This is a genomic window from Comamonas sp. Z3 (assembly GCF_008121565.1).
Lineage (GTDB): Bacteria > Pseudomonadota > Gammaproteobacteria > Burkholderiales > Burkholderiaceae_C > Comamonas > Comamonas brasiliensis.
In genome coordinates this window covers 44,491-57,018 of the sequence record NZ_VOQU01000004.1, presented here as the reverse complement: position 1 = coordinate 57,018, position 12,528 = coordinate 44,491, and the positions used below count along the sequence as shown (strand labels likewise).

General features: G+C 60.7%; 9 protein-coding genes and 1 tRNA gene. 4 read left to right on the top strand and 6 right to left on the bottom strand.

Translation table 11 applies throughout. The annotated features are described in order from the left end of the window. Nucleotides 1-168: 168 nt before the first annotated feature. The 3 genes from FSY59_RS12450 (at nucleotide 169) to FSY59_RS12440 (ending at nucleotide 2,701) form a co-directional block, all read left to right on the top strand. Nucleotides 169-513 (top strand): DUF4148 domain-containing protein, encoded by a 345-nt coding sequence (locus FSY59_RS12450; RefSeq protein ID WP_050872420.1) that lies wholly within the window; start codon nucleotides 169-171, stop codon nucleotides 511-513. Between the two features lie 376 nt (nucleotides 514-889). Beyond that, on the top strand, nucleotides 890-1,561 hold the full coding sequence (locus FSY59_RS12445) for an NAD(P)H-binding protein (RefSeq protein ID WP_148729047.1): 672 nt from the start codon (nucleotides 890-892) through the stop codon (nucleotides 1,559-1,561). A 636-nt stretch (nucleotides 1,562-2,197) separates the two neighbouring features. Beyond that, nucleotides 2,198-2,701 (top strand): macro domain-containing protein, encoded by a 504-nt coding sequence (locus FSY59_RS12440; protein WP_003051602.1) that lies wholly within the window; start codon nucleotides 2,198-2,200, stop codon nucleotides 2,699-2,701. 565 nt (nucleotides 2,702-3,266) lie between these two features. On the opposite strand, the gene FSY59_RS12435 is transcribed toward FSY59_RS12440, so the two are convergent. The 3 genes from FSY59_RS12435 to dmeF all read right to left on the bottom strand — a co-directional run bounded on the left by FSY59_RS12435 (nucleotide 3,267) and on the right by dmeF (nucleotide 5,765). Beyond that, on the bottom strand, nucleotides 3,267-4,106 hold the full coding sequence (locus tag FSY59_RS12435) for an AlpA family phage regulatory protein (RefSeq protein ID WP_148729046.1): 840 nt from the start codon (nucleotides 4,104-4,106) through the stop codon (nucleotides 3,267-3,269). A gap of 573 nt (nucleotides 4,107-4,679) precedes the next feature. Further along, nucleotides 4,680-4,754, bottom strand: a tRNA-Arg gene (locus FSY59_RS12430). 51 nt (nucleotides 4,755-4,805) lie between these two features. Continuing rightward, entirely contained in the window at nucleotides 4,806-5,765 is a 960-nt protein-coding gene (gene dmeF / locus FSY59_RS12425) for a CDF family Co(II)/Ni(II) efflux transporter DmeF (RefSeq protein ID WP_148729045.1), read from the bottom strand. A gap of 71 nt (nucleotides 5,766-5,836) precedes the next feature. On the opposite strand from dmeF, the gene FSY59_RS12420 reads away from it, so the two are divergent. Beyond that, complete coding sequence (locus tag FSY59_RS12420) at nucleotides 5,837-6,112, top strand: metal/formaldehyde-sensitive transcriptional repressor (protein ID WP_148729044.1); 276 nt, start codon at nucleotides 5,837-5,839, stop codon at nucleotides 6,110-6,112. A 45-nt stretch (nucleotides 6,113-6,157) separates the two neighbouring features. Here the strand turns inward: FSY59_RS12420 and FSY59_RS12415 are convergent, their stop codons facing one another. From FSY59_RS12415 to FSY59_RS12405, 3 genes are read right to left on the bottom strand one after another with little or no spacing between them, the layout of a single operon-like run. Then, nucleotides 6,158-6,433 (bottom strand): hypothetical protein, encoded by a 276-nt coding sequence (locus tag FSY59_RS12415; protein WP_019044201.1) that lies wholly within the window; start codon nucleotides 6,431-6,433, stop codon nucleotides 6,158-6,160. A gap of 57 nt (nucleotides 6,434-6,490) precedes the next feature. Then, a complete protein-coding gene (locus tag FSY59_RS12410; RefSeq protein WP_148729043.1) occupies nucleotides 6,491-10,726 on the bottom strand; it encodes a translocation/assembly module TamB domain-containing protein in 4,236 nt (1,411 codons plus the stop codon). Nucleotides 10,727-10,728: 2 nt separating this feature from the next. Further along, nucleotides 10,729-12,519, bottom strand: a complete 1,791-nt coding sequence (locus FSY59_RS12405; RefSeq protein ID WP_029158809.1) for an autotransporter assembly complex family protein — start codon at nucleotides 12,517-12,519, stop codon at nucleotides 10,729-10,731. Between the last annotated feature and the right edge of the window lie 9 nt (nucleotides 12,520-12,528).

Here is a 12,528-nt window from a genome sequence, read left to right as displayed (position 1 = left end):
CGGTGGCCAAGCCTCCGAGTCATGCGCCAAGGCTGCGGCAGAGCTGACAAGAATGTCATCGCGCTGTCCCGATTTTGATGGGCTCCGATCTCTAGCATCAACACATCTTCTCCTCAGCCTGAAGCAGGCCAAGGAGTTGTGTTCCCTAGACTTTTTCTGGAGCCAACCATGTCTCAACATCGCATTTCACTGTCCCTTGCACTGGCCGGTGTGGCCACAGCCATCACACTTGCTCTTCCGGGTATGGCCTCTGCTGCCTATGAGCATCCGGCGAACAATGAGCAAGGGGTGAGCGTTCACCCGGATCATTTCGTGAGCCAGAAAACCAGGGCTCAGGTCAAAGCCGAAACCGAGGCGGCCATCAAGCAGGGTGGTCTGTCGTTTGGCGAAAGCAGTTTTCCGAGAGAGATTCCCCGCAGCGGGTCCAGCAAAACCCGCGAGCAAGTGATTCAAGAATTGCGTGACGAATCGCCATCCGAGCGAGAGGCGCGCCTGCAGTCCATCTCGGGCTAGGGAAACCTGGCGCCAGTGCCAGCAGCAAGTGCGAGTGTCTGGCTCAAGCAAACTCTCATTCAGCGGCAGAACGGATGTCTGCACATCAGGAAGTCGGTCTGCAGTCCTCGGGCATGTCCGCGCCAGTCTGGGCGACGGGGCATGAGCAGTTGCTCGTTCCTGGATAATGAAACGTGCTGGCTCAGCTCGCCGCTGCTATGAGAGTATTGGCGATGCGATGCGATGCGATGCGATGCGATGCGATGCGAGGATGAGCGGTCGCCTTGTGTGCTCGACGCTGAGAATTACTGAGCTTGTCCATCGACGGTTTTACGGCTGGAGTGGACAGGCGCCCGAACCGCCGTCATACGATGCGTTTGAGTTGAGAGCTACTGTCATGACCACACATTCCAATGGAAGAAGAGTGTTGCTGGCGGGCGCGACAGGGCTGGTCGGCAGCATGCTGCTTCAAGCCTTGCTGGCCGACGGCCAGGTCGAGCAGGTACATGCACTGAGTCGTCGGATGCTGAACATCAGCCATCCCAAGCTCCAGGTGCACATCGTCGATTTCAACCACCTTCCCGCGCTGCCTGAGGTCGATGAGGTCTATCTGGCTTTGGGAACGACCATCAAGGTGGCAGGCAGTCAGGACGCATTCCGTGCCGTCGACCTGAACGCGAATCTGGCCGTAGCCAGGGCCGCGGTGGCTGCGGGAGCCCGGCGAGTGGGTCTGGTCAGTGCCGTGGGTGCCAGCGCACGCTCTTCGACGTTCTACAACCGCGTCAAGGGCGAGTTGGAGGATGCGTTGAAGACGCTGGATCTCCTGGTGCTGGTGATCGCCCAACCATCGCTGCTTCTCGATAAACGTGATGGGCTGCAGCAGCCGCCGCGCCTTGGCGAGCGGTTTGCAATTCCAATCGCCAGGCTGTTGGCTCCGCTGCTCCCCGGCAAGTACCGACCAGTCCATGCGCGGGCAGTCGCTTTGGCGCTGTTGCATACCGTACCGGTGGCACTGGGGCTGGTCGTTCTGGCTTCGGACGAGATGGCTCGCCTGGAGGCCGGCCGCTGAAGTCGACGGCATGATGGAAATAGAACTCTGACTGCTGATCCTTCGGTTCGGTAAAAAAGAGAACACGGCCAGGTTTTTTTCATGAATCGCAATGAAAGCCTTGGACGCATGTCCGCATTCGTCATTGTTGAAGCGATGAATGAAAGTGGCGTCAACACCCTAGCTTCAAAGCTGGTTCGCTATTTTCAGTCCTGATTGAATACCCGGCGATATTATTCGGCTGCATCTTCATCGGTATTTATGGGAGAGCAAGCTGCTCGGCAGTTTTATTTTCAGCATCAGCTTCTGGTGTGCAGCATGAACTGGCCGGCTCGGTTTCTGTTGCTCAGGTTTGCAGTGCCCATCTGCTGCGAGGCATCTGCAGTTGCAGCGTCACGTCTTGCGGCGCGAGCGGCAGACTGGATGAGCATTTGAGAAAGAGCTTTGTATTCGTATTTTCTTTGAGCTGATGCTGATTTAAATCAATGAAATCAAGTTAAGAGTTGTTTCCACTGGGAATGGTTAACTTTATTCTACAGTCGTTCATGACTATTTCATCGAATTGCCTGCAGTCCGTTTGTCATTTGGAGATTTCCATTTAAATATATTCAATAGTGAATGCAGATAAGTATTATTTCACCGATAAAGGAGTAATTGATGATCAAGGAAGTTAGCGGCGATATTCTCTTGAGCAATGCAGATTTGCTGGGACACGGTATCTCGGCGTTCGATCCCTTTGACAGCGGCCTGGCTCTGGCCTTGCGTGAGCGCTGGCCCTCTCTGGTGAAGGATTACCGTCACGACACGCGCAACAAGTCCATTGTTCCCGGCGATGTCTGGGGCTGGACGGGCGTGCAGGAAGGTGGTGGTGTGCGCAAGATCATCAATCTAGTCACACAGAACACGATGGGGCAGGGGCCTGGCGCCAAGCCCGGCAAAGCGAACGTGGAAAACGTGCGCCGCGCACTGCAGAACCTGTCGAGATATATCAAGGAAGAGAAGATCCGAAGCGTTGCATTGCCCCGTCTTGCAACCGGTGTGGGTGGCTTGGAATGGGAGGATGTGAAACCTCTGATTTCTCAGTACCTTGGTGAGGCAGGCATCCCGGTGATCATTTATTCGACTTATCGCAAGGGAGAGAAGGCCGACGAGGGTCTTTGATCGGCAATATCGACCTCGCAGTGCAAGGCAGCTTTTAAGCTGCCTTTTTGTGCCCGGCATTGCGCTGCTATTGCACGCCTGTGTCGCTTGCGCTGTCTGCGCCTTCTCTAGGCTAGGCGGGGGACGGAACGATTCGGCGAGCATACCGGCACACAATTTCTCAAGCCCTGGACCAGTCAGCCACCGACTGCTGTGGGGCATGAGGGTCGATGGAATGCATTGGAGTGGCTGATCATTGTCTTGGCGTATCGCCATGCCTTGAGCGGCAAACCGGACGGCTCAAGCGGATGTCCGTCTGCGAGCTTGCGGCACAAAACGAGATCAGTGCCCTCACTCCTGGCAATAGCCGGTAAGAGCAATCTGTTGTCGCGCATCGCTGCGGCAACGCCTGCCAGGCATTGGCGATGTCGGTCACGTTCTATGGGAGCGAAACCCTGCCGTTGCAGGAACGTTTGAGACCTTCAAGAACTCTGGCAGAGCATGAAGCATGCGAGGTTTCAAGCTCATCGGGCGGCCTATGCGGCACAGCTTTTTGTCTCTTGAAGATCGCTGGAAGAACAGGCGCTCAGGGGGCGTGGGCTATGGTGTTCGGATACCACTCCGAAATGGTCATTGCTGCATGTGCATGGGCCAATCGCCAGTGATCCTTTGGAGTGCTGTCGGGCCGATCGGGTAATTCAATATGCCGGTCGGCCGCCCTGATCGCAAACCAGAGCCCGCTGCCCCAGCCGTTGTTGAGCGGTGGCTTATGAAGTGCTGGTGAAGTAATCACAATCACCCTCTTGTTTGTCGCACGTGCGTAGCCGATCTCGACCATGGTGCCATAGGCTTCGAGGTCTTCGAGATAGGCCACAACGACATCGGCCCGTGAGATGCCTTGCAGAGCTCCACGGTATGCGGCATTCTGAGCTCTATCGGGCGAGGATGAGCTGACGCCATTCAGGTATCCGTGGTCGATGCCCTGGGCTTTCCACGGACCTGAATACATGAACCTCGTACGCGTTCCGTGAAAGACCATTTCTTGCGGCGGAGCAATCAGCACGTCGGTTTCCGAGCTTTCAGTTCCCAGATTTCCGCGAGCACTGGATCTGGAAACGTCGAAGATTCGCCAGCAAGAGAAATGGCTGTCTGGCTTTTGATTGTCTTCAGGCCCTCCCATTTTGCCTGCCATGTAGATGACGGGAAGCGCGAGGTTCGCTTGACGATTTGCTTTGCTGCCTTGCAGCCAGTTTTCGACATCAACCTCGAACCAGCCAATGCTTCTGTTGCTCATCGGCGTGGGATGAGGAAACTTGTCCTGCCGCAAAAGCTTGTAGAGCGTTGACTTGGAAAGCGCTGTCCGTGCCAGAACCTCATCCATGGGAATGACATGCTTGGTGGAACGTAACGTGCTTTTCCTTGGCATATGGTCTCTCTAGCTCGGACGTCGGGTGAATGAAGCGCAGTTGATCGATGCAATAAGTATTGATTTTCGATAGTCGTGTTCAATGTAGGTGAGACTCTAACATTGCTGTGAAATACGAACGATTTTTATTTCAAGAGTTTCGCTTGACCACCTCTCGTCCTTGACGTCCTTGCCACACCTGACGCTTCGTGCAGTACCAATTTCGACCCCATCGGTCGAGCTCGGGTTCCTCCGGCATGGACTGGAAGAGCACACCAGCCGAGTTGTCGGATTGTTTGGCGAGCTGCATGAGAGGGAGCCAAGTCAAATGTGCTTCCACCGAACAGCAGGGAGGGCGCTGGGTAGCGAGAGCCGGCGCAGGCAAACGCCAAAGATCGGGCGAATCTGGGCATGCGCGCCTATCGGCCCGTGATGACTGGAATGCATGGGCAAATGAAATATGCCCCGAGATGTGCCCTAGGAAGTCCTCGGATTGAGGTACTGTTCTACGGGCTTCGGCGTACTTTCAATTGAAGTCTGCGGAGGGAAAAAAGAAAAAGGCCGGAAGGTTATGCACCTTCGCGGCCTTGAATTTGGTCCCCCCGACAGGAATCGAACCTGTATCTGTCGCTTAGGAGGCGACCGTTCTATCCATTGAACTACGGGGAGGGACGCTGGATTCTACCTGCGTTACCAGCTTGCTGATTTCAACCGACGTATTTATGCCGGCTCTGTGCGGTTGACTTCGACAGAGACGTGGGTGAGTTCTTCGTGTACCGACAGCAGCTGGCGAATGTAGTCGGGGGTGACGGTGGCAGCGCCCTCGACTGCGATGATGCAGGCATAGTGATTCTTGCCCACGCGCCAGACATGAAGGTCAGTGATGTTGACGGGCTGCGGGCCTTGCGCGATGGCATCACGTACCTCTTGCACGACGGGGGCATCCATTTCGGCATCGAGCAGTACGCGGCTGCTATCGCGCAGCAGACTGAAGGCCCACGCAGCGACCATCACGGAGCCGACCAGGCCCATGACCGAATCCAGCCAGGCCAGCCCCAGCATCATGCCGCCCAGCAGGGCTGCGATAGCCATGACTGATGTGGCCGCGTCGGCAATCACATGCAGATAGGCCGAGCGCAGGTTCAGGTCGCCATGCGCATGGTCGTGTTCATGGTGATGATCGTGGTGGGACTCATGGCTGTGGCCGTGGTGATGGTGATGGCCATCCTTGAGCAGCCAGGCACAAGCCAGATTGACCAGCAGGCCAAGAGTTGCCACGCCTATGGCCTGCTGGTATTGAATGGCGGCCGGAGACAGCAGGCGCTGTATGGATTCAAAAGCCATCAGGGCGGCAACCAGCAGCAGGCAGATGGCGCTGGTGTATCCCGCCAGGATTTCTATCTTCCAGGTGCCGAAACTGAAGCTCCTGTCATTGGCCAGCTTGCGCGCCGCGGCATAGGCGCTGACGGACAGGCCTAGTGCCAGAGCGTGTGAACTCATATGCCAGCCATCGGCCAGCAGGGCCATGGAGTTGAGGTAATAGCCGGCGGTGATTTCCAGCACCATCATGGCCAGCGTCAGCAGCATCGCCAGCTTGGCATTTTTTTCGCCCAGCGGATTGCCCTGGTCAAAGCTGTGGGAGTGTTGCCGGGATAAGGGGGAGTCGGTGCATGAGGTCATGATTGGCTTGTTTTCATATACTCTACCCCAGTATATTTTCCATGCCGGCATGAGAACTACAATTCCTGCATATGTCGCATACCGTTTCGAATCAAAAACCGTTGCTCGCGCGCATCCGCCGCATCAAGGGGCAGACGCAGGCTCTGGAGCGGGCTCTGGAAGAGGGGCAGGACTGTGCCGTGGTGCTGCAGCAGTTGGCAGCCGTGCGCGGGGCCGTCAACGGCTTGATGCTGGAGTTGCTCGAAGGCCATGTGCGCGAGCATCTGGGCGCCGAGGCCGCGATGCCCGAGCAGCGTGAACAGGACCTGGAACTGGTCGTGAAGGTGCTGCGTTCCTACGTCAAATAGGGCCGGGCTGCAGGCGTGGGCGGCCTGCATGGATGAAGCGGTGGATCAGGATTGCACCAGCGCCGCCAGATCATTGACGAATGGCTGCACGCCAGGATGGCCGTGCAGCCATTGCCTGCCCAGAAATTCTTCAATCGACTGCTGCTGCAGCCCGAGGCCGGGCCGGCGGGCCGATGCGGCCTGCAGCAGGTCATGAGCACGGTTCATGACCTGCTCGCTGTCTGCGGCCGCGGGCTCGCCCAGTTCCTGCATCCATTCCTGCTGGATGCGAAGTATGAGCTTGCCAGCGGCTTGCTCCAGCGCGGTGCGGCTGCTTGGCACTTCAGAATTGATAGCTTCTATCGCTTACCAGTAAAGAGTTGGAGGCATATTTCACGCTTAATCCTTGCGAACGGTATAGACGATGTCCATGGCGCTGGTCATGCCGGTCTGAGCGCGCAAGGTGACGCTGCGAGACAGGTCGTAGAAGATGTAGATGATGCCCATGGCTCCCGACAGGCTTTGCTCATAGGTCAGATAGAGCTTGTCCGAGATGCGCTTGCCCATGGTCAGCGCAGCGCCCGCTGCATCAGTGCCATCCCCGCCGCCTTTGAAGCCGACTTCATCGAGCCCCAGGCTGCCCGCAATCTTGCCGCTGGAGCTGTTGCCGCCAGCCAGCAAGGCCATGGCGGCCTGCTGAAGCAGGGCGCTGCTGGCCCCGCCGGAGGCAGGGTCACGGCCCATGACTACCCAGGAGAGTTTTTCCGCGTCGGGCAGGGCCGGGTCCGAGTACAGCAGCACGCGTGGCGCGCTGGCTGTGCCCAGCACCTGCACACCGGCCTTGACGGCAATATTCGGGCGCAGCGCCAGTATGTCCAGCGAGGGGTTGTTGTAGGGGCCGTTGAAGCGGATCAGCCCGGTTTCCACATTCAGCGACTGTCCCCAGGCGCGGTAGCGGCCTTCCTCGGTACGGATTTCTCCGGTCACGCTGGGCGGGCCGCCGATGTAGCTGGCACCTCGCACTTCAAGCTGGCCCAGCAGTCGCGTGGTGATGCCAAAGCCCTGCAGTGCAAAGTCACGTCCCATGTCGAGCTTGACGAGAATGTCTGGCACCTTGCGCGGCGTGGCGCGGGCCTGCTCCTTGCGGGCCTGTTGTTCGCTACGCCGGCGATCCTCCTCTTCGGCCTTGCGCGATGCCGCCGAGCGCACCACCACATCCTTGTCCAGCGATGGCGCGGATTCTTCGGGCAGGATGATGGAGGCTCTGTCGACCGTCAGGTCGCCACGCAGCGTGAACTGGCCTTGCTCCAGCCGGGCCTGCAGATCGCCGGAGACGCTGACCTGACGGTCGGCGCGCACCAGGACTTGCAGCTTGCTGGCCTTGGCCTGCAGATTCATGCTCAGGCCCGATTCGGCCCCCGTACCCGGTGGTGTGAACTGGACATAGCCCGAGCCGTTCAGCTGGCCGCCGTCTTCGGGAGCTCGGGTCAGATTGCCGCTATAGCCCAAAATGCGCGCCTGGCTGCCCTTGCCGCCCTTGAGGCGCAGTTCGGTGATGTCCAGTCTGGTGCCTTGCAGCTTGGCGCGCAGAATGCCGTCGCGCAGGTCCACGCCATCGAGCAAGGACACGATGTTGAGCCCATCGGCCTTGATATCGCCCTGCCACTTGGGGTCCTGCAAGGTGCCGCTGATGCTGGCATCCGCAGCCAAGCTGCCCTGAATGCGCCAGCCTGGTGGCGCAAACAAGGACCACAGCCCCATGTCGGGCATGTTGGCGTGCAGCTGACCGGACAGAGGCGCTGTGGCGGGTAGCGTCCAGCCGTCTTGCTGGTAGCTGAGCTGGGTGCGCAGGTCGGCACTGAGCTTGCCTGCGCGCTCGCTGTCCCAAAGCAGTTTGGCGTTGACCTGGCTGCCCTGGGCCTGCACGTTGAGGCGCATGTCCTTGATGCGCGAGCGCATGCCTGCGCCGCCGATCTGGCGCGTGCGCGTGCCGCCGGCGCGTGTGGCAGTGGGGCCGGTGGTCTGGATGACGGTGGTGCTGGAGCCATCGTCCACCGCCAGCCGCAGATCGCCTGTGGCGCGCTCGACCGTGAGATCGGCCTTGAGATCCTTGCCCAGGGTGTCCAGGTTCCAGCGCGCGTTGAAGCTCAGGTCGCCGGAAATCCCAGCGGCTTCCAGTGGCGGATCGTCATCGCCCAGGCTGAAGGCATCGACCCAGGCCAGTGGAATTCCAAGTGCCTGCCCTGCGCTGCGCACACCCCATTGGCCGCTGCCGCTACGGGTGACGGAGCTCGCCTCCCATGTCAGCTGGGCGGGAGGCAGTGGCTCGCTGCTGGTACGCCTGAGGTCCAGTTTCGGAGGCGTGATCTGCAGCTTGCCGGCGCTGAGTTGGTAGACGGTGCTGAGTACCGTGCTGCCGCTGGTGCGCTGCTGGATCTGGACGGGGGCACCGGGCTGAAGCTGCACGACCCAGGGGCCGGGCTTGCTCTTGTCGGGGGTGAGCTGGGCCTGCAGCTTTTCCAGGCTGGCCTGCCAGTCCAGCGGGGCCATGCCCTTGCCGCTGGCCAGGCCGGCCTGCAAAGCGGTGTCGAGCTGAATGCTCTTGCCGGCTTGCTGGGCCTGCGCGGTCAGGCCGACCTTGGCATTTTCGGGGCTGCCGTCAATGCTCAGTGCCAGCGCAGGCAGGACGGTGCTCTGCTCGGCTGCGGTGCCGACGGGCAGATAGCGGATTTTCTCGGCGCGCAGCTTGGCCTGAATCTGCAAGTCGCTGGCGGGAGTGGCCGCACCATGGGCGGCGCTCAGGCGCTTGAGCAGATTTTCCCAACCGCCCTTCAGGGCCAGTTGCAAATCTGCGCTGCCATCAAGCTGCGCACCGCCCAGCGGGTCCTTGACGCCCGGCAGCTTGCGCAGCCATTGCGTGAGCGTGCTCATGGAGCCGAGCTGCAGCTGGCTTTGGACAGCGCCGCTGGCCGGGCCCATCTGCCCTTCGATGCTCAGTTGCGCACCGGGAGCGACGACCTTGAGCCTGGCCTTGGCCTGCTGGGTTTCGGTATTGAACTCCACGGACCTGGCATCGACGCTGGCCTGCAGGGCTTGCAGCTGCAGCTTTTCCAGCTGCAACTGCGGGGCCTGCCACTGGCCGCTGGCAGCCAGGGTCTGAATGCGCAGCGCCCGGCTGTCGCGCTTGCTGCCTGCCGCCTGCAGGTTGGCGTCAAACACTATCTTGCTGGCTGCTGGATCGCTGCTGTCGACATCGGCCTGCACGGCCCTGGCACTGATCCGGCCCTGCAAGGGCGAGGCTTCCAGAGTGCTGTAGAGATCGGCCGGGTTGAGCTGTTCCACCGTGGCCAGGCCTTCGAACAACCGGGTGCTCGGAGTGAACTGACCGCCGAGTGCGATATGGCCCTTGCCAATCTGGATACGGGAGTCGCCAACCTGCCATTGCTGACCATCGAAATCGATTCGGGCTGTCAGCTCGGTCACGGGCAGGCGCTGCCTGTCCCAGGGGCCGGGCAGTGCGTTGCTGAAACGGGTGTTGAGCAGCCAGGGCTGCGCTTCCAGGTTCGCAGCTGTGGGAACGGTCTCGTCTGGGCCAGCCTGCAACTGGCCGGTCAACAGGGTGCGTGGCCCTTGAGGCCAGAAAGCCGAGACATCTAGATTCTGGAGCCGGACCTTGGCTGCCAGTAGCGGCTGGCTGCGCCAGGGCATGATGCTGGCCTCCACATCGGCCTGCATGGGGCTTGCCGCTGCCGTTGCTGCTTCGGGCGCCCCCCCGCTCCTGTCTTGCTTCGGCTTGGTTGCCTGCGGGTCTTGAGCTCCCGGGTCGGGGGCCGATGCTTCAGCGCTGGCATTGGCCTTGATCGCTAGTCTGGCCGCGTCGGTGGCCAGCGTGCCTTCGACCATCACCTTGGCCTGCACGGCAATGGTGCTGAGAGCGTCAGCGCTTTTGTCCAGCGGATTGGGCACTTGCACATCGCCTGTTGCTTCGGCCTGCAAGGCCATGGGGGCCGCCCCTTGCAGCTTCAGCTGGGCCTGGTAGGCGCCCTGGGCAAAACGCAGGCTGCTGACCTTGAGTTCATGGTCTGTGCCCGTGTATTCATAGCGACCGCGGAGGTCCTGAACCACGGCTTCAGGCGGGCCTTGCCAGATGATCTGATCGATCCTGAAGGGCAGCTCTATCTTCACCGGCAGGGTCAGCGACTGCAGTGGTTCGCTGGCGGGTTTGTCGGGGTCGGGGGTGCTGGCAATGCGCAACTCGGCGATATGGACTTCGCCCAGCTTGAGCGTACGGGACAGCAGCAAAGGTCTGAACTGCCAGCCGATCTGTGCTTCATTGACCTCGACCTGCATGGTCGGGCTTTGCCATTTCAGCCAGCCGATACGGCCGCCGTTCTTGACGCTGCCCGTGACCTCCTTGGCCACCAGGCTCTGGTCGGCGGGCAGCCAGCCCGCCACGCGCTGCAGCGTCTGGTTGAGGGAGTCATCCCTGCCAATCCACCACAGCAGGCTGCCAAGTGCCAGTGCCAGCGTGAGCAGGACAGCCGCAACCGCCCAGCCCAGTGCTCGCAACCAGCGGCGCCGTCTGGGGGTTGGGGAGGAGGTCTTGCCACTGGGGGTTGTGTCTTGTTCTGCCATGCTTAAAACGTGAAGCCCAGGCGCAGGTGCAGGCGCAGTTGCTGCTCCTGAGCGCCCCAGGCGAGATCTGCTTGAATCGGACCGACCGGGCTTTTCCAGCGGATGCCGGTGCCAAAGCCGACGCGGGTGTAGAGCCGGTTGATATCGTCGCCGACCGTACCTGCATCGATAAAGACGGCGTGCTCGAAGTCCTGCGTATTGCCCTTGATGGTGATGGGCCGCTGCCACTCCACACTGCCCATGGCCAGATAGCGGCCGGCAATCACGCGGCCGTTGTCGGTGCGTGCGCCAATCGATTGATAGCCATAGCCGCGCACCGTGTTGTCGCCACCAGTGAGGAACATGATGGTGGTGGGCAGATCCACATCTTTCTTGGCCATGACGGCGCCCACTCCGGCCTTGATCTGCAGACGGCTGCGGCGCCTGGTTTCCTCGTCTCGCTCGCCCAGCGGTATCAGGCTGAGCCAGCGGCCCGTGAGGCGCCCGAACGGCGAGCGCTGCGGCGTCAGCGTGGTGCCTGCACCGGCTTCCAGGGCCAGACCAAAGCCCGAGGTCGGCAGCAGATTGTTGTCGAAATAGCGGGCCGTCCAGCCATAGTTGGCCAGCAACGAGGAGGCACCGGGCGGAGCGCCTGCACCCTGGGTCTTGGCATAGTCGTACTGCAGGTACATATTGCGTTCTATGCGGTCTTCGGCCTTGGAGCGGCCAAAGCGCATCTGCGCACTGTTGGTGTAGAAGTCGCCCGCAGGTGCGCGCTCGAGCTTGCCGCTGGCAAACCAGCGCCAGAGATCCTCGCCGGGAAGGCCGACCAGCTGGGTGGAGATCAGCGGGTTCTTCCTGTCCAGCTGCAGCTTGCTGACGGCACGCCAGTTCAGACCGGGCACCTTGTTGTAAGTGTGGTCGATGGACAGGCGCGGTCCGGTATCCGTGCTCAGGCCCACACCGAACACCCATTTCTGCAGCTTGGCTTCGCGCACCTTGGCAATCACGGGCGAGGTGATGGCTGCGCCCTGGCTCTTGCGCTGCTCGTCACGTTCAGCCTCGGTGGTGGCCTGTTGCGGGGAGTCGGCCAGAGAAAGAAATACCGAATCGTAATAGCCGCTGCTGACCAGGCGCTGCTGGGCATCGAGCATGCTTTGCAGATCGTATTCCTGGCCCTCGGGCAGGCGCGCGATGCGGGCCGTGCGCACCGGGTCGTAGCGCTCGGCGCCATCAATCTGCAGCGGACCGAAGGTATAGGCAGGGCCGGGGGCATAACTCACGCTGACCTGTGCCTTGTTGGTGTCGGCATCCACATCGGCCAGACTGGTATCTATGCGTGCCAGCGGGTAGCGGCGCTTTTGCAGCTCCTTGAGACCACCGCTCTTGGCGCTGCTCCAGGCCGATTGCGAGAATTGCTCGCCAGCCTGCAGCGGCCAGGTTTCCTCGATCTGCAGGCGCTGCGAGGTTCCCAGCTCGTCGCTGGCATTGACGCCGGTAAAACGCACCTCGGATTTTTCAATGATGGTGGGCGGGCCTGGGTCGACCTTGACCACCACTTTGCGTGGTGCCTCTTCCTCGGGGGTATCGGTCAGCTCGACAGTCACTGTGGGGCTGAAATAGCCCAGGGTGCCGATCAGCTCGCGCACATTGGCATCGGTTGCACCCAGCAAGCGTGTCAGCTCGCGGCGCTGCAGATCGGGCTGGTGGCGAAAACGCTTGAGTTCCAGATGCTGCTCCAGCAGCGTGCGGATCTGCTTGGGGGCATCGACTTCCAGTGTGAAGGCCGGCGGGCCGCTGGTATCGATACCCATGGCTTCGGC